We start from the raw sequence: 17333 nt of genomic DNA on the forward strand, positions 1-17333 counted from the left end.
GGGTGTGTTGGGACGTGCCTCCAGTATACTTCCTGCAATGCATCCATGCGACACCCATCGTCGAACATTCATGGGATGTCCGAGTACATGGCGGCATGATTCCCTACATCTCCATATCCCACGATGTACGGGTAACCGTTCGCCCAGTCTATCTGGATGGTCAATCCGATGTGCTGACCTCCCGCTTCGTGTTCGGCTACTACGTCCGCATTGAGAACGAGGGCTTCGACGATGTCCAGTTGCTTCGCCGGCATTGGCGGATAACCGATGCCACGGGACGCATTGAAGAGGTCGAAGGCGAGGGCGTCATCGGTCAACAGCCGGTCATCGCGCCCGGTGCGTTCCACGAGTACAACTCCTACAGTGTCCTGAAAACCTTCACGGGCACGATGGAGGGTTCGTACTTGATGGAACGGAGCCGGGGGGACCGCTTCCAGGTCGCGATCCCCCGGTTCCATCTGCAAGCGGCATCGAACTGACGCCGCAAAGGCCGGATCAGAATGAGAGTCCGGCGCTCAGGACCAGCTGTTCGAATCCGCCAAGCCCGAACTTGGCCTCGGCAAAGAATTTGCCGAAGTCCAGACCGGCTCCGAGATTGAGACCGACATCACTGGATGACGCATCGCCGAACGGTGTATCCACCGATGCCCGCGCATACTGCAGACCCGCAAGGGCATACAGCGAACCCGAACTGACGTCGGTGAAGGGGTAGTGTCCGTTGGCATTCACTTCGAAGAAGTTGGACGTGTAATCCTGTCCGGACACGGTGGTGGTTTCCGGAAGGTAGAATACGCCGTCCACGCCTACGCTCAAGCCCTCGACAGCACTCACGTTCAGGGGCATGTAATACCCGGCAGTAATGCCGATTTCCGTATCGAGCCCGAAAGCCGCGCCAACCCGGATCTGGGCATCGGCCCGGGACGGAATCAGGAGTGTGACGACGAAAAGCGCGGTGAACGCGACGGAGGACACGCGATTGTTTCGCAGGTTGTGGTTCATGGGAAGATCCTCATTTGGGTGAATGGGTCCCTAACGTAACCGTTCATTGGACGTAAGGAATATCCCCGATGCCGGGTATTATTGCAAAACCCGGCACACCCCGCTCAGATCTTCTCGACACGGATGGTCCGCTCGGCGGTGGTGAATTCAATGACCTGATTGCCATCTGCGAGGCCGAATTCCAGGATGGCCGCCGGCAGCATGTCCTTCGGCGTATCCATCTGGAAGAGCGTATCGGCCACGACATGCCAATCCTCGGCGGTGAGATGCACGACGGACACACCGCTCTCCTCGACGAACGGAGCGTATCCCAATACCCGGTTCATGTGATTGATGCCCTGCTTCTGGTGGAGATTCGGATCCATTTCGCGTCGCTTGTTTTGTAGATTGCAGGAGTGTGATGTTCTGCCCGCCAATCCGTTCCCACGCCATGCGACCGTATCTCGATTTGCTTGCCCATGTCCGCGAACACGGTGTCCTGAAAGAGGACCGGACCGGGACCGGCACCAAGTCCGTTTTCGGGTGGCAAATGCGGTTCAACATGGCCGACGGATTCCCGCTCGTGACCACCAAGAAGGTGTACTTCAAGGGCCTCGCCGTGGAGATGCTCTGGCTCCTGAAGGGGGAGACGAACATCCGTTTCCTGGTCGACAACAACGTGCATATCTGGGATGCGTGGGCCGATGAAAAAGGCGACCTCGGTCCGGTCTACGGAAAGCAGTGGGTTTCGTGGGAAGGCCGGGATGGCCGTCCCATCAACCAGATTGCGCGGGTCGTGGAGTCCATACGCACGAATCCGGATTCTCGACGCCACATCGTGAACGCGTGGAACGTGTCGGACCTTGACCGGATGGCCCTGCCCCCGTGCCACATGTTCTTCCAGTTCTACGTTGCCGCCGGACGCCTGTCCTGTCAGTTGTATGTGCGCTCGAACGACCTCTTCCTGGGCGCCCCGTTCAATATTGCAGAATATGCGCTCCTGCTCCACATGATGGCCCAGCAATGCGACCTGGAACCGGGCGAGTTGGTCTATACCATCGGCGACGCCCACATCTACATGAACCACCTGGACCAGATTGACGAGCAGCTGAAGCGCGAGCCGTACGCACTGCCCCGGCTGCGGCTGAAACGCCGACCGCCGAGCATTTTCGATTACACCTACGAGGATTTCGAGCTCGTGGACTACCGGTTTCATCCGGCCATCAAAGCACCGGTGGCCGTCTGATGGAGATCGTGATCATTGCCGCGGTCGGGCGGACCAACCGGGTGATCGGCAAGGGCATGGACCTGCCGTGGCATATCCCGGCTGATCTGAAGCGCTTCAAGGCCCTGACCGAAGGGCATCCCATCCTGATGGGGCGCCGCACGTTCGAATCGCTCGTCCACCAATTCGGGGGACCACTGAAGAACCGTCGCAACCTGGTGCTGGCCAGCGACATATCGTGGCCGGAATACGACAACGTGGAGGTTTTCGAGAGCGTCGAGGAAGCGCTGGCGGCCGCGGACGGGGCGGAACGGTTGTTCATCGGGGGCGGCGCCAGTGTCTACCGGACCTTCCTGGAGCACGCCGACCGGATGGAACTCACCCTGGTGGACGGACAGCACGACGGCGACGTCTTTTTCCCGGAGTGGGAGCATCTGGTGGGCACCCGCTACACGGAAACCGCCCGCGATGACCGGGACGGGTTCAGTTTCGTGACGTACGAGCGCCGCTGAGCAGAACCTACAGCCCTACCCGTTCGAAGATTTCGTCCACCCGTTTCAGGTGGTAGGCGTCGTCGAAAACGGCTTCGATTTCTCTTTCCGACAGCTGCCCTCGAATGGCTGCGTCCGCCAGCACGATCTCGCGGAACGGACGCTCCTCATCCCACGCCAGTGCCGTACAGGGCTGGACCATGTCATAGGCCGCCTCCCGCATGAGCCCCTTGTCAATCAGCGCGTTCAACAAACGCTGACTGTTGTACAGGCCGTGGGTGCGCTGCATGTTGCGGCGCATGTTTTCCGGATAGACGACCAGGTTGTCCACCAGTCCGGTGAAACGCGTCAGGGCGTAATGCAGGATGGTGGTGGCATCGGGAATGATGACCCGTTCGACGGACGAATGGGAAATATCCCGCTCGTGCCACAGCGGCACATTCTCGTAGGCGGACACCATGTACCCCCGGAGCAGGCGGGCGCATCCGGTAATGTTCTCGCTGCCAATGGGGTTTCGTTTGTGCGGCATGGACGAGGAGCCCTTCTGTCCCTTACGGAACGCTTCCTCCACCTCGCGCACCTCGGATTTCTGGAGGCCCCGGATTTCAACGGCCATTTTCTCGAGGGTCGCGCCTGTCAAGGCCAGCACAGACAGGTAGTGCGCGTGCCGGTCCCGCTGCAACACCTGTGTGGAAATGGGGGCGGCCTCCAGGCCCAGCCGCTCGCACGTCAATCGCTCGATGTCCGTGGGGACGTGGGCAAACGTACCCACCGATCCCGATACCTTGCCGACCCGCATGTCTTCGGCTGCCCGCACGAACCGATCCCGGTTCCGGCGCAACTCGGCGTGGTAAAGGGCCATTTTCAGCCCGAACGTCGTGGGTTCGGCATGCACGCCGTGCGTGCGACCCATCATGAGGGTGTGCCGATGCTCGTTGGCCCGGCGGGCAACGACTTCAATGAGCGCATCGAGGGCCTCCAGCAGGAATGCATTTGCCTTTTTTATGCGTACGGACCATGCCGTATCGACCACATCGGACGACGTCAGGCCGTAATGCACCCACTTGCGTTCATCGCCCAGGGACTCGGAAACGGCCCGCGTGAACGCCACGACATCGTGCCGCGTGGACTCTTCGATCTCATGGATGCGGGCAATGTCGAACGTGGCGTTCGCGTAGAGCTTTTCCACGTCCTCCTTCGGAATGACACCGATTTCGGACCACGCCGCACAGGCGGCCAGTTCCACCTCGAGCCAGGCCTCGAATTGAGCCTGTTCACTCCAGAGGGCGGTCATTTCGGGACGGGAATAGCGGTCAATCATGGCAACGCGGGGTCGGGTTCAGCAGGGTCGGGCTGGTGTTCAGCACAACAAAATACCGCACCCGCCCGCTCCAGGCCGCTCCCGGCTGTGAATGAGGCTGGAATTGGGGCAACGGCGGCCTACTTGAGGTCGCGCGGGGCCAACCGGTTCAGTTCCTCGAACCAGTTCACGACCAACCAGATCTCCCCACGCTCTCCTTGACTTTCGGGATACGCCACCCAGACATTCCCTCCGGCATCCACATCGAAATAAAGAGCCCCGTCAGTTCCGGTCTGAAAACCGGACGGCCCCGTGAACACCACTTCCGACGGCCCGAGTTGACGGAACGTCGGCTCGGTCGTAACCGGTGTGCGGGTAATCGTGCCCTGGTATTCGGAAAAGATGGCGGATCCGTCAGGAGACCATTTCGGCATGCAGCCCTGTTCCACGATCTGGATGGGTTCGCCGGTTCCGTCCAGCGACACGACCTCCAGGGATCCGCACCACGAACTTCCACCCCGCAGGAAGGCCACGTAGGTGCCGTCAGGTGACAGTGTGGGCTTGGTTAAATTTTCTGCCACATCCAGCACCAGTCGCGTGGACTCCGTCTGGAAATCGTGGACGTACAAATCCAGCGGGCCGTTGTTGAATACCATGTACCGACCATCGGGGGTAAGCGCCTGATCCCCGATGTCCGGGATGTCGGGAAGAATGACCTCATTGGCACCCGACCCGTCGGCATTGCGCCGGAGAATGACCCAACCGTCGGCGCGTTGTTGATCGAAGTAGACGGTCCGGTCGCCGGCTCCCCAGACGGGCAAGTCATACCCGCCTTCCCGGGTCAGGCGGGTCACGGTTTCCCGCTCCAGGTCCATGATGTAGACGTCGGCTTGTTGCCGAAGCTCGGGAATGGCGCTTACCACCACGCGACTGCCGTCGCCGGATATGCTGAACTCGGACGACATGGCCCCCGGAAGGGTAGCCTGACGCTCGGGATTTCCGGTGGACGAAATCCGATAGAGCGTGCTGGGCACGGACTGGCCGGACTGATCGCCCAGTTCCTCATACACCAATACGCCGGAGGGAGAAACCACAGCCGGGAACGAGCGGGCACCCAGGGCGACGGTCGCGCCCTCCACGGCGCCGGTTTTCAGGTTGATGGGCGTGGCGTAGGTTTGCGGGGACGGAGCGCTCAGTGCTTCCTGGATGGTCAGGAGATGGCCCGTCGGCGTAATGGCGTGTGCATAGACCGACGGCAAGTATTCTGTGGCGTCTTTGTCGTCTTCCAGCTTGGTCACCCGGACGGGCACAAGTCCCGGTGCCAGTGTGGTGTACAGCGAGAACGATCCTCCCGGGGCGGTAACCAGATTGAACAGCCCCGTCGGGCCGTCCAACGTATCCAGATCGGCAATTTTCGTGACCCGTCCGTTCTCGTCCACGCCCGAGAGTCCCCACGTGCTGTCGGTGAAGACAAAGCCACCCGCGGCCGTGAACCCGGGCGACATCAGGCGATTGGTTTCGCCACCAATGACCGGCGCGGCAACACCACCCGAAACGGGTGCGCGCCACCAACGGGCCTCGGTATTGTTGAAGAAATACACCCAGCGCCCGTCCGGTGAAACGTGGGGCCGGACGCCATTGGCGGAGCGTTCCACTTCCCGGATGGTGGCCGTGGCCAGGTCGTAGGCCAATATTCGTGTCGGATTGACGGCCGCGTAGAAGACAAACCGGTTGTCCGGCGTGATGTCGGCACGAAGGGGCGACCCGGCATCGGGCAGGTGCAGCCGGGCCCGGAGGACGGCGCTGGAGGTGTTCGAGTCCGTACCGACCGGACCCACCTTCCATCCAATGGCCAGGCCGGCAACGAGCAGGATGGGGAGCGCGGCCCAGATCCAGACAGGCAGGCGGGACGCTGCAGGGGCCGATGCGCCGCGCGGGATGCTGGTCTCGATGGCGGATGCGGGCGCGGCCGAGACACCGGACGGTGACGCAACGCCCGACATGGCCGGCACACTTCGACGGGAAACGCCGCTGGCCCCGATGGCCAGCGCCTTCAGGTCCGCAATAATGCCGGACGCCGTCTGATACCGGATTTCCTTGTCCTTGGCGAGCGCCTTGAACACAATGCGCTCCAGTTCCATGGGGACGCCTGTCCGGACCGCCGTCAGCGGCTCGGGCATTTCATTCAGGATGCCGTAGACGACCGCTTGCTCATATTCCCCGCCGAACGGCAGGCGTCCGGCCACCATCTCGTAAATGACGGTTCCCAGCGAGTACAGATCGGTGCGACCGTCCACTTCATCGCCCCGGGCCTGCTCGGGACTCATGTAGGCCACCGTGCCGAGGGTGGAGCCCATCCGCGTGAGCTGTGTGGACTGCTGCGTCTTGGCCAGCCCGAAATCCAGCACCTTGACAGCCCCGTCACCGGCCAACATGATGTTGGCGCTCTTGATGTCCCGGTGCACGATATCCTTGGCGTGCGCCGCGCCCAACGCGCCTGCAATCTGGAGGGCAATCCGGATGACGTCCTCGAGTTTCATGGGCCCCCGCTTCACCTCCTCCGAAAGCATGGGACCGTCAATGAATTCCATGGCGATGAACGGGGTGCCGTCCACCTCATCGATCTCATAGATCTGTGCGATGTGGGGGTGGTTCAGCGCCGCTGCCGCTTTGGCTTCCCGGTAGAAGCGGGCCCGGTCGTCATCGGTCGACAGCGCTCCGGGAGGCAGCACCTTGATGGCGACCATTCGGTCCAGCTTGGTGTCCTGGGCCTTGTAGACAACGCCCATGCCTCCACGGCCCAATTCGTGTAGGATCTGGTAGTGGGAAAGCGTACTTCCGGTCATCATGTCAGGGGGTGGGTGGGAAAGCAAAGATCCGCCACCGAACCCGGATGTGCAATCCGCCCTACAACATGTGCCGTTTGTCGCGCAGATACTTGTACAACAGCGCCCGCGCCCGGAAAATATGAGCCTTCACGGTCCCCAGGGGCAAATCCAGGGCCAGGGCGATTTCCTCGTACGACCGGTCCTGCTGGTGCCGCATGACAATGACTTTGTGGTATTTGGGCGGCAGCGAATCGATGGCCTGCTGAATGAGTTCACGCTGTTGGTCTTCCACGATGTGCCGATCGGGCCGGTAGGACGTATCGGGTAGCTCGTATTCTATTTCGCCGTCCTTGGTCTGGAACGGCTTGTCGATGGACAGCGTCGACAGCTTCTTCTTGCGCAGGTAATCGATGGTATGATTCGTGGCAATCTTGTAGAGCCACGTCGAGAACGCGTATTCGCTCGAATAGGAGTGCAGCGCTGAAAACGCCTTGATGAAACACTCCTGGACCAGATCGTCCACTTCGCCTTGTTTGCGGACCATGCGTTGTACGTGGCGGGTGAGCGCACCCTGGTACTTCTGCATGAGTTCGTTGTACGCACCTTGCCGGCCCGCGAGCGCTTCGCTTACGAGCGCGCGGTCCTGCTCACTGGACTGTGACGGTGTGTTATCGTTCGAGCCTTTGGGCATGGATGCGTCTTCGGCGATGGGGTGGCAAGATAAGGGCCAGATCAGACTACGCCAGACCCTGTCCAACGCTCCCCGGGATCGCGCACCCACCGAGACGTATTAACACACCGGAGGTTGCACCCGTTCCGGTAACAATCCAGCCCGGGTTGCGTCTTACGCTACCCTGACCAAACCATGCGTTCCGTGAAACCTGTCCATATCGTTGCAACATGCGCCGCAGCCCTCGGCCTGCTCGGAGGCGCCCTGATTTTCGCTCCATTGGAAACCGCCGGCTGGTTCGGATGGCAGATGGACCAGGAACTCCCGCTTTCCTTGCTTGGAAGTGCCATCTTCGGACTGGCGCTGCTGAACTGGATGGGCCGGAACGCTGTCTACGGAGGCATTTACGGACGTCCGATCCTTCTGGGAAATCTGGCCCATGCTTTTGCCGGTTTCATGGCACTCATCGGGGTTGCGACACTCGATGGACCGTGGCCCATTCTTGCGGTGACCGTCTTTTACGGTTTGTACGCGGCTGGGTATGCACGTATCATGTTCAGTCCTCCGTACAATTCCGCCTCCAATGAGCGACCGGCTGTATAACGAAAAGGAGATTGCATCGATCTTGCGGCGCGCCTCGACCCTGTCGCCCGATGCATCGGATGAAACGCGAGTTGGCCTTTCTCTGGAAGAATTGCGACAGGTTGGCGCTGAGTCCGGTTTGGATCCGGATGCGGTAGAGGCAGCGGCAGCAGAGCTGGAGGCGCGTCCGACTACGACGCTTCCGGCGGGCATATTCGGCGGACCACTTACGCACACCAGTACGGTGGTCATTGACCACGAACTCTCCGGAGAAAAGTGGGAAGACATGCTCGTCGCCATCCGAAAGTCTTTCGGAAAGCCCGGAATTGTACAGACCAGACCTCACGTCTACGAATGGGTTACTCCTGAATCGTTTAGCGGTGAATCGGGACACGTCTTGGCAACGGTCCGAAATGGGAAAACCAAAATCCAGGTTTTTTGGAGTGACCCGACGTCGGCCATTCCGTTTTTCATCCCGACAATCATTGGTGCAGTGATTTTATTGCCCATCCTCTTTGAAGAACTCAGCATGGGGTTCACGGGCATTCCAGTCTGGATGGCCATTGTAGCCATTAACTTCATGTTGTCGCGCTTCGGTGTAAGTGTTCGTGGTCGTATGGGTATCCGGAAAGTAGAGCGATTGGCGGAAGAGCTGCGGACGATGGGAACGAAGGCCGCATCTCCTTCCCAGACGACGAGCACGGCGGCACCTGCCGAAGTAGCAATGACGGACTCCGCTTTCCGTCTGGATGTGGACGATCAGACCACGCCGACGACTGAAAAAAGCGCATCCCGGAAGAGGGTTCGATGACGCAACGCCTCTACGACGAAAAGGAAATCGCTGCCATTCTGCGAGCTGCTGCCGATGAGTCCGAAGATGGTACTTCAGGAGCCGAAGTTGGCCTGAGCGTCGATGAGCTTGCCCAGATTGGCGCTGAGAGCGGCCTGGACCCGGCGGCTATCCGACGGGCAGCCACGCGCATGGATGCCGCCCCTTCGAGGGCCGTTCCCTCCTCGTCCATATGGGGAGGTCCCGTTTCACACGAGCGCACTTGGACTCTGGACCGTGAGTTGACCTCCAGCGAGTGGGAGCTTGTTTTGGCCGATATCCGGCGTGCATTCGGCATTCCGGGTGTCGTTTCGGTTCGCGAGGGCGCCTTCGAATGGGTACACAAAACCATCGATAGCTTCACAGCCCACGTGTCCGCCACGGTTCGAAACGGCAAGACCACGTTTCAGGTCGCGGCTGGTGACCCTGTTCGGCCTACCCGTTCTCATAAACGGTATGGACTTGGGGTCCGAAGGTATCGTACTGTGGACATTCCTCGTCGCGGCCCTTTTCCTCGCCTCGCGGACCGGTGTCAAGGCCCACGCCCGCCGCAACCGCCAGAAAATCGACGGTCTTCTTGTCGATATGGACCGTACGCTTGAACGCGAAGCGGGTCCGGCCGCGAACGCTTCCGAAGAAGCCATCCCGCAACCGGAGCCGCCCACAGATCTGTTCGAAGGCGTTCCGGACTACTTGACGAACAGCATGTCCCGGTAGGTGGGCAACTGCCACAGGGCATGGTCCACAATCCGTTCCAGCCGGTCCGCAGCGTGTCGTACGGCATTCATGGCCGGAATCACGTTGTCCTGCATGTGGATGACCTTGGTGTGGGCCGTATCGCCCCCCAGTTCCTTGTTCTGCTGGATGAGGTTCGTGAGCGCGTCCTGGAGTTCATCGATGTAGGCGGCCAGGTGCGTGGCCACTTCCCGGACACCCTTCGTTGAGATCCCGGTTTTCTGACCGTCGCGCATGGTGCCCACCAGTTCCCGGAGATAACGTGATGCTGCCGGCATGATCATGGTGCGGGCAATCGCCTCGGTCGTCTCCGCTTCGATGTTTATCCGCATGAAGTACTGCTCGACCCATACTTCCTCACGGCTGCGCAGCTCTGTTTCGCTGAGCACGCCGTATTTCTCGAACAGCCGGATGTTTTTGTCATCCAGCAGGCGGTTCAGCGCAGAAACCGTGGTCTTCAGGTTGAGCAGCCCGCGACGCTCGGCCTCCTTGTGCCAGTCCTCCGAGTAGTTGTCACCGCCGAATATGACGGGCTTGGCTGCCGTAATGACTTCCTTGACCACGGCACCGACCGCATCATGCAGCGACGTCCCATCGGACAGCAGGGCTTCCAGCTTATCCGACATCTCCTCAACCGACTCCGCCACGATGGTATTGAGCACCGTGTTCACGAACGATACCGACTGGCTCGAACCTGGCGCGCGGAATTCGAATTTGTTGCCGGTGAAGGCGAACGGCGAGGTCCGGTTACGGTCTCCGGCGTGGCGTGGCAGATTCGGCAGCACCGGTGTTCCCAAGCCCAGCAGGCCGCCCTGGCGACTGTTCGTGGGCGTACCCTCACTGATCTGGTTGAAAATTTCCTCCAGCTGCTCACCCATGAAGACGGCCATGATGGCGGGCGGAGCCTCGTTGGCACCCAGTCGGTGGTCGTTGGCTGCGGAGGCAACGGAAATCCGGAGCAGATCCTGGTGGCGATAGACGGCGCTTACGACGGCCGTGCAGAAAAACAGGAACTGCAGGTTGTCATGCGGATTGTCGCCCGGCTCCAACAGGTTCAGGCCGGTGTCCGTACCCAGGGACCAGTTGTTGTGCTTGCCCGACCCGTTCACGCCGCGGAACGGCTTCTCGTGCAACAGGCACACCAACCCGTACTTGCGGGCCACGCGCTGCAAGGTGATCATGAGCAGCTGCTGATGGTCCGCCGCCACGTTCGAGTTCTCGAAGATGGGGGCAATCTCGTACTGGCTTGGTGCCACCTCGTTGTGGCGGGTCTTGACCGGCACGCCCAACCGGTAGAGTTCCTTCTCGGTTTCCAGCATGCAGGCCAGCACGCGGTCAGGAATGGATCCGAAATAGTGGTCGTCCAGCTCCTGACCCCGCGGGGGTTTGGCTCCGAAGAGCGTCCGGCCGCAGGTCATCAGGTCCGGACGGCGGAAGTAGAACTCCTCATCGATCAGGAAATATTCCTGCTCACACCCGACGGTCGACGTCACCTTGTTGCACTCGACACCGAACAGCGTCAGCGCCCGCCTGGCCTGCGTGTTGATGGCTTCCATGGAGCGGAGCAACGGGATCTTGTAATCCAGTGCCTCCCCGCTCCAGGACGCGAACGCGGTCGGGATCGCCAAATACGATCCGTTCGGGTTCTCGATGATGAATGCAGGGGAGGTGGGATCCCAGGCCGTATAGCCCCGGGCCTCGAATGTGGCCCGAACGCCACCGGAGGGGAAACTCGATGCGTCCGGCTCGCCCTGGATGAGTTCGGCACCCGAGAACTGGGCGATCGCGCCACCGCCGTGATTCGGCGTAATGAACGAATCGTGCTTCTCGGCCGTGTTGCCGGTAAGCGGCTGGAACCAGTGGGTGTAATGAGTGGCGCCCCGTTCAATGGCCCATTCCTTCATGGCCATGGCCACGGTGTCGGCGATCTCATGATCCAGGGGATGCCCCGTCTCGATGGTGGCCTTGAGCGACTTGAAGACGGACTTGGGCAGTCGGGCCTTCAGTTCCTCGAGCGTCAGGGAGTTCTCCCCGAAAATGCGCTCGATGTCCATGGGGTGGGAGCGCCCGTCGACGTTCCCGTTCGATTTGTGTTTCTTGGCGGCGAGTAGCGCGTAGTCGGCGTGTGTGCGGCTCATGGCTTGTTCAGGAGTGCGTGGTCAGATGTGGGTCAGGTGGACGGTTCGACGGGAATGGATCGGGTATCCTTGAAGGAGCTCAGGACAATGGACGTAGAAGTACCGTGGACGCCGGGCCATTCCTGGATGGTCCCGAGAAGTCGCTCCAGGGCGGCCGTGTTGCGCACGAGGACCCGCAGGACGTGGGATCCTTCGCCCGTGATGGAATGCACCTCCTGGACCTCCGGAAGCGCGCTGGCGCGTTCCACGAACTGGGCGTAATGGTTGGACCGGTCGACCATGACGCGGATGAAGGCAGAGATGTCGTATCCGACACGACGGGCATCGACCACGGCGTGGTAGCCCTGGATGATGCCGCGCTCCTCCAGTTTCCGCATGCGGTCGCTGACGGACGGGACGGACATGCCAACGGCTTCACTGATTTCATTCCGTTTGATGCGCCCGCGCTCCTGCAGCAACTCCAGGATGCGGGTGTCCATTTCGTCAATTCGATCCATCCGATGCGCCGAGTCCTAAATAATTAAGGTATAAATATACGTTCGCCTTATTTAAAACGCCACCCCCCTCTCGAATCTTAACATTGGGTTGACAAACCTTCTTCACACATTTGAAACGGCTGCCGGGGATCGGCGCACACCCGCGAGCCGTATATTTGCACGCGCCGGGCCCGTAGCTCAGTGGTTAGAGCTGCCGACTCATAATCGGTAGGTCGCAGGTTCAAGTCCTGCCGGGCCCACATTGAACGGGTGTGCCCATTTCAGCACACGCAAGAAGGGGCGGCCCGCATGGCGGGCCGCCCCTTTCTTATGGTGCGTATGCACGGCACGCACCAATCAACCTGTTCACCGGTTGGTGTCAGGGCAGCAGGACGGTATCGATCACGTGGATGACGCCGTTGCTGGCAGCGATATCGGCTGTGACGACATTTGCGTTGCCAATCCGCAGGCCAATCGGAGCGGCCTTGCCGTTGACCGTCGTGGCAGATGTCGTGGAGAGCAGGTCACCCGACATGATCTTGCCGGCAACCACGTGGTAGGTCAGGATGGCTACCAACTGATCCTTGTTCTCGGGCTTCAGCAGGCTCTCGACCGTTCCGGCCGGAAGCTTCGCAAACGCTTCGTCGGTGGGAGCGAAAACCGTGAATGGGCCTTCGCTCTTCAGCGTGGCGACCAGATCGGCGGCCTGCACGGCAGCTACGAGCGTGGAGAACGTGCCGGCTTCGACGGCCACATCCACAATGTCTTTCTTGTACTGAGCCTGAGCGACGCTGGCGCCGAAGAGCAGGGTAATGAGGAGCAGGGAGAGATAGTTTTTCATGGGACGATGTTCCGTTGTGTTTGATGAACGGTTGACAACGTACCCTTGCTACACGGCTCCTGAAACGCGATTTCGGGAAGCGGAGCTTGCGTGCGACGAACGGCGACAGGGAACGACGAACGGCAGGGCACCCGGTCAGGAGCCGAGCCGGGTCTCCACCTGTGGCCAATAACGGCGGCTCAACTTCAACTCCGTACCGTCCTTCAGGTAGACCACGTAGTCCCCGTGGAAGAACGGTTTGATCTCACGGATGAAGGTCATGCGGACGATGGTGGAGCGGTGGATGCGGACGAACATATCGGGGTCAAGTTTTTCCTCCATACCCGCCATCGTCTCCCGGATGAGATGGTCGTCCCCGCCCGTGTGCAGAACGACATAATCACCAGCCGCCTCTACCCAATGGACATCCGCCACGTCGACGAATCGGATGGATCCACGCTCCCTGACGAGGAAACGGGACGGCCGGTCCGACGTGCCCAGCAGCTCCCTGAGCCTCCCCTCCAGGTCCGCGGAACGTTGCTGTCCCATGAGCCGACGAACCCGCTCCAACGTGGCCTCGAATCGTTCATCCGAAAACGGCTTGACGATGTAGTCTATCGCGCTTGCATCGAAGGCTTTGAGCGCGTATTCGTTGTAGGCGGTGGCAAAAACGACATACGGCATCGCATCCACCCCGATTTCTTCCACCACCTCAAGACCCGACAAGCCGGGCATCTGGATGTCCAGGAAGACCAGATCCGGTCGCAGCTTCCGAATGGCCTCCACAGCCGCAAGGCCATCCATGGCCTCTCCCACCACCTCCATGTCGTGCTGTTCATTGAGGAGCAGACGAAGTGTGTCCCTGGCCAGCGCTTCGTCGTCAACAATCAGGACACGGATCCGGCTCATTCCGTACCCGCGGAGAAGGTGATGACCGGCTCGATACACACCGGAATGCAAATGCGCACTTCAAGCCCGCCTGAGGGGGCATTGCGAAGGCTGAATTCCTGTTCCGTACCATACAGGTGTTCCAGTCGGCCCTGCGTATTGGCCAATCCGACGCCCTCTTTCAGTCGACCCGGATCCTTCAGTCCCGGACCGTTGTCCCGGACGGACAGGCACAGCCGGTCGCCCTCGCGGCGCGCCGAAATAACGAGTACGCCCGGGGCTGCCTGGGGGGCAATACCATGATGAATGGCATTTTCCACAATGGGTTGCAGGATGAGATTGGGTACGTACAGGGATTGGACATCGTCGCCCAGCTCCATTTGGACATCGAGCCGGTCCCCAAATCGGACGCGTTCGATATCCAGGTAGCGCCGCAAGAAATCCAGCTCCTGATCCAACGGGATTTCCTGCTGGCCCTTGTTCTCGAGTGCCAGTCGAAGGAAGTCACCCAACTGCCCGAGCATGTTCACCGCCATTCGGTTCTCATCTTTCCGGACCAGAGCGGCAATGGAATGCAGCGTATTGAACAGGAAGTGCGGGTGTATCTGCATTTTCAGTGCGCGCAGGTTGGCTTGCGCCAACTGCACCTGCAAGGCCGATGCCTGGGTTTCCCGGGTCACGTACTTCCGGTAATATTCCCATGCGCTGTAAAGGCCGACGATGGCGGTCCACGTCAGGATGTTGCCATGGATGCGCGAAAAGAAGTGGACCCTGTACAACTCCGTGTTCATGGTGTCGTGCAATCCGGCTGTCCGGAAAAGCACAAGGTTGACCAGGGAATGCACCAGCATGGCTGCAATGAGTGCAGGGACGTGGATGGTCAACAGCACGCGAACCCAATTGTCCGCCGTCAACGGCCAAGTTCGCAATAAATGGACGACAACGGGCGCCAGAATGGCCCATATGTACCAGTTCGGCAGCGTACTGACCAGTGCAAACGACCAGTTGAGCGGCTGGGCCGTCACGACCTGGTTCAGGTAATAGAAGGAAAGGGCGGCCAGGCCGGGCAGCGACCACAGCGCGATGTACACCGGCAGGTTGAGCCAGGACGCCCATGGACGGGGGAGAGAGCCCGCAACCGGGCCCTTCCCGGGCAGGGATGGAGTTCGGGAGATCATCAGGGAATATACATGCCGGGAGAAGCCTCAACGATGCTTTTTGCGATCAACGGCGACCTGCTGCGACGAGCGGCGGCTCGCCTTGCCCCCTTATTCCGGTGTACACAGACCCAGGAAAGCCGGCAGGCCATGGAGATGGTCCACATGATCCGGTGCCGTGTTGCCAGCAAAGGCGAGGACCTGGAACTTTCCATGACCGGCGCGACCCACGCCTTGCATGCCGGCGGGCCCCCACTCGAGTACCGGCGTCATGGTCAGGCCGAGATCGGAGACCAGCCAGGCCGCCGTCTCGGTGGTACTGGCGTAGGTGCCCGGAAACACCGCCGAGTGCGTGACCACCATGCACGCGTCCCCGGCGACCGCTCGCTTCGCCATGGTGAAGAAGGGGTGCAACTTTGCGGTGTTCAACTGTCCACCGTCATACAGGAGCTGCCCTTCCGGGATATAATCGGTGTGCAAGCCGTCGAGCAGGATAAGGGCATCCACCCGCCCTCCATGGACGGGCAGGATGGCCCGAACCGCGCCGTATCCGGCACTCCAAGAGGAAATGGTGACGGAGCGGATGGGCCGCGGGGCGGCCGCCGTGGCAGCCCCGGCTACCCCGGCGGCGTCTGCTGCAGCTTGCAGAATGCCCGGAAACAACGCCGGATCGGCAAACGGCCGCTCATAGGCTGAGGACCCGGCGCCGAGGTTCAGGACCGCAACGACCATGGGAAGCTCCGCGAGCGCCGCGGCATGCTTCGCCACATAACCGGCGCCGTGGAAATGAACGAGAACGTCTATCGAATCACGCCCAACCGCCCCGTCCGGGACATGCAATGCGACCGGGCGGGACAAACCCAGGTCCACCTCGGTATGGAAGCCACCCGTCGTCCCTTCCTGCACCCGTTCATGCCCCCGGATGTGTTCCGCCATGGGTGACGGGAACTGGGACTGGGGTACCGGTTTTGAGGCACAGCCGGCGACGACCAGTAGCACGGGGAGGCACGAGCGAATGACGCAGCCCAACCGAACAGGCAAACGCATGGGAAGCCGGGAGCGCCAACGCTGCTTGAAATTCTGACGGCACATGTGCTGCGGCAATCGTTGAAACGTTAGGAAGGTACGCAAGCGACCGCTCACCCACGCCCGTCGACAACACTCCACCGAGGACTTTCGAAGACCCATGGACTCCCTCACACAGATCGCGCTCGGCGCGGCGGTTGGCGAAGCCACCCTCGGGCACCGCGTCGGCCGGAAAGCGGCGGCGTGGGGTGCCTTCCTCGGCACACTGCCGGACCTGGATGTGCTGTTCAATCCGTTCCTGGATGCCGCCCAGCAGCTGGCCATCCACCGGGGTTTCTCGCATTCGTTCTTGGTCGCGCTGGTCGCAGCGCCCGTCATAGGCTGGCTGCTGCACTGGCTGCATGAAGGTCGAAACCCGACGGCTTCCTGGAAGTCCTGGGCCGCCCTGGCGTGGTGGTGCTTGGTCACCCATATCGTTATCGACCTGTTCACTGTCTACGGCACGCAGATCTTCTGGCCATTGACCGACCATCCGTTCGGGTTGGATGCCATCTTCATCGTCGACCCGCTCTACACCTTGCCGCTGGCTGCCGGATTGCTCACCGGCTTGATTTCACGGCGACACCGGACGGCCGTCTGGTGGGGCCTGGCCGTCAGCACGACCTACCTGGCGTGGGCACTCACCGCCAAGGCATGGGCCCATGGAGCCTTCAAGGAAGGATTCGATGCGCAGGGCATCCGCGTGGAGCGGATGATGTCCAGCCCGTCGCCCCTCAACACCGTCCTGTGGATGGGCATGGCCGAGGCCGACGATACGCTCTGGGTGGCCACATACAGTCTGTTGGACAGTGGACCACCGACCAGTGCGGTGGCTGTTCCGCGCCGAACGGCAGCGCTGGACGGGCACCTGCAGGACCGGGGCGTCGAGCGGCTGGAGTGGTTTTCCAAAGGATGGTGGATAGCCGACACGTCCGGAGTCCGACCGGCCATCGTTGACCCGCGCTTCGGCCGGTCCGACCTCTTCCTGGCCGACGACGGTGCGTGGACCTTCCGGTTCGAGTTGCTTGCAGACTCCACCGGGGCATACCACACCTTCACGGAGCTCAACCCGGATGTATCCGGGCTGGACGGGCTGCCAGAGCGGCTCTGGCGCCGGATTCAGGGCCATTGACACGGAGCCCAGACGGCGG

18 protein-coding genes and 1 tRNA gene are annotated in these 17333 nt (G+C 61.0%); 8 read left to right on the forward strand and 11 right to left on the reverse strand.

From position 1 onward, the window contains the following. Positions 1–95: 95 nt before the first annotated feature. The gene (apaG, locus tag RIE53_01205; GenBank protein MEQ9103294.1) at positions 96–479 is read left to right on the forward strand and encodes a Co2+/Mg2+ efflux protein ApaG; all 384 of its coding nucleotides are present in this window, start codon (positions 96–98) and stop codon (positions 477–479) included. Between the two features lie 16 nt (positions 480–495). Here apaG and RIE53_01210 read toward each other — a convergent pair whose 3' ends face one another. After that, on the reverse strand, positions 496–999 hold the full coding sequence (locus RIE53_01210; protein ID MEQ9103295.1) for a hypothetical protein: 504 nt from the start codon (positions 997–999) through the stop codon (positions 496–498). Between the two features lie 104 nt (positions 1000–1103). Next, positions 1104–1364, reverse strand: coding sequence for a hypothetical protein (locus tag RIE53_01215; protein MEQ9103296.1), 261 nt, complete (start codon positions 1362–1364; stop codon positions 1104–1106). A gap of 65 nt (positions 1365–1429) precedes the next feature. Between RIE53_01215 and RIE53_01220 the strand changes: the two genes are divergently transcribed. Together RIE53_01220 and RIE53_01225 are read left to right on the forward strand one after the other, a co-directional pair. Next, a complete protein-coding gene (locus RIE53_01220; protein MEQ9103297.1) occupies positions 1430–2224 on the forward strand; it encodes a thymidylate synthase in 795 nt (264 codons plus the stop codon). Continuing rightward, positions 2224–2715: a dihydrofolate reductase gene (locus tag RIE53_01225; protein MEQ9103298.1), complete on the forward strand. Its 492-nt coding sequence runs from the start codon at positions 2224–2226 to the stop codon at positions 2713–2715. The genes RIE53_01220 and RIE53_01225 overlap by 1 nt, the downstream gene beginning before the upstream one ends. A gap of 7 nt (positions 2716–2722) precedes the next feature. Here the strand turns inward: RIE53_01225 and purB are convergent, their stop codons facing one another. From purB to RIE53_01240, 3 genes are all read right to left on the reverse strand, one after another. Then, positions 2723–4015 (reverse strand): adenylosuccinate lyase, encoded by a 1293-nt coding sequence (gene purB, locus RIE53_01230; GenBank protein ID MEQ9103299.1) that lies wholly within the window; start codon positions 4013–4015, stop codon positions 2723–2725. 119 nt (positions 4016–4134) lie between these two features. Beyond that, positions 4135–6843 carry a protein kinase gene (locus RIE53_01235; GenBank protein ID MEQ9103300.1) on the reverse strand — a complete coding sequence of 903 codons (2709 nt, stop codon included), beginning with the start codon at positions 6841–6843 and terminating at the stop codon, positions 4135–4137. Between the two features lie 58 nt (positions 6844–6901). After that, positions 6902–7513 (reverse strand): sigma-70 family RNA polymerase sigma factor, encoded by a 612-nt coding sequence (locus tag RIE53_01240; GenBank protein ID MEQ9103301.1) that lies wholly within the window; start codon positions 7511–7513, stop codon positions 6902–6904. Positions 7514–7696: 183 nt separating this feature from the next. Between RIE53_01240 and RIE53_01245 the strand changes: the two genes are divergently transcribed. From RIE53_01245 to RIE53_01255, 3 genes are all read left to right on the forward strand, one after another. Then, positions 7697–8095: a hypothetical protein gene (locus tag RIE53_01245; protein ID MEQ9103302.1), complete on the forward strand. Its 399-nt coding sequence runs from the start codon at positions 7697–7699 to the stop codon at positions 8093–8095. Then, positions 8076–8885, forward strand: coding sequence for a hypothetical protein (locus tag RIE53_01250; GenBank protein MEQ9103303.1), 810 nt, complete (start codon positions 8076–8078; stop codon positions 8883–8885). The genes RIE53_01245 and RIE53_01250 overlap by 20 nt, the downstream gene beginning before the upstream one ends. 480 nt (positions 8886–9365) lie before the next feature. Then, entirely contained in the window at positions 9366–9620 is a 255-nt protein-coding gene (locus RIE53_01255) for a hypothetical protein (GenBank protein MEQ9103304.1), read from the forward strand. On the opposite strand, the gene RIE53_01260 is transcribed toward RIE53_01255, so the two are convergent. After that, positions 9593–11776, reverse strand: coding sequence for a glutamine synthetase III (locus tag RIE53_01260; protein ID MEQ9103305.1), 2184 nt, complete (start codon positions 11774–11776; stop codon positions 9593–9595). The genes RIE53_01255 and RIE53_01260 overlap by 28 nt on opposite strands. Before the next feature lie 32 nt (positions 11777–11808). Continuing rightward, positions 11809–12273 carry an Lrp/AsnC family transcriptional regulator gene (locus RIE53_01265; GenBank protein MEQ9103306.1) on the reverse strand — a complete coding sequence of 155 codons (465 nt, stop codon included), beginning with the start codon at positions 12271–12273 and terminating at the stop codon, positions 11809–11811. A 166-nt stretch (positions 12274–12439) separates the two neighbouring features. On the opposite strand from RIE53_01265, the gene RIE53_01270 reads away from it, so the two are divergent. After that, positions 12440–12512 (forward strand) — tRNA-Ile (locus RIE53_01270). Positions 12513–12631: 119 nt separating this feature from the next. Here the strand turns inward: RIE53_01270 and RIE53_01275 are convergent. The 4 genes from RIE53_01275 to RIE53_01290 form a co-directional block, all read right to left on the reverse strand. Beyond that, positions 12632–13093, reverse strand: coding sequence for a fasciclin domain-containing protein (locus RIE53_01275; GenBank protein MEQ9103307.1), 462 nt, complete (start codon positions 13091–13093; stop codon positions 12632–12634). A gap of 135 nt (positions 13094–13228) precedes the next feature. After that, complete coding sequence (locus tag RIE53_01280) at positions 13229–13981, reverse strand: LytTR family DNA-binding domain-containing protein (GenBank protein MEQ9103308.1); 753 nt, start codon at positions 13979–13981, stop codon at positions 13229–13231. Next, complete coding sequence (locus RIE53_01285; protein ID MEQ9103309.1) at positions 13978–15138, reverse strand: histidine kinase; 1161 nt, start codon at positions 15136–15138, stop codon at positions 13978–13980. Before RIE53_01285 ends, RIE53_01280 begins: the two co-directional genes overlap by 4 nt. Positions 15139–15228: 90 nt before the next feature. Then, complete coding sequence (locus RIE53_01290; protein MEQ9103310.1) at positions 15229–16053, reverse strand: hypothetical protein; 825 nt, start codon at positions 16051–16053, stop codon at positions 15229–15231. 250 nt (positions 16054–16303) lie between these two features. Here RIE53_01290 and RIE53_01295 point away from each other — a divergent pair, with 250 nt between their 5' ends. Further along, on the forward strand, positions 16304–17314 hold the full coding sequence (locus RIE53_01295) for a metal-dependent hydrolase (protein MEQ9103311.1): 1011 nt from the start codon (positions 16304–16306) through the stop codon (positions 17312–17314). Positions 17315–17333 lie beyond the last annotated feature (19 nt).

The organism is Rhodothermales bacterium, assembly GCA_040221055.1.
Lineage (GTDB): Bacteria > Bacteroidota > Rhodothermia > Rhodothermales > UBA10348 > 1-14-0-65-60-17.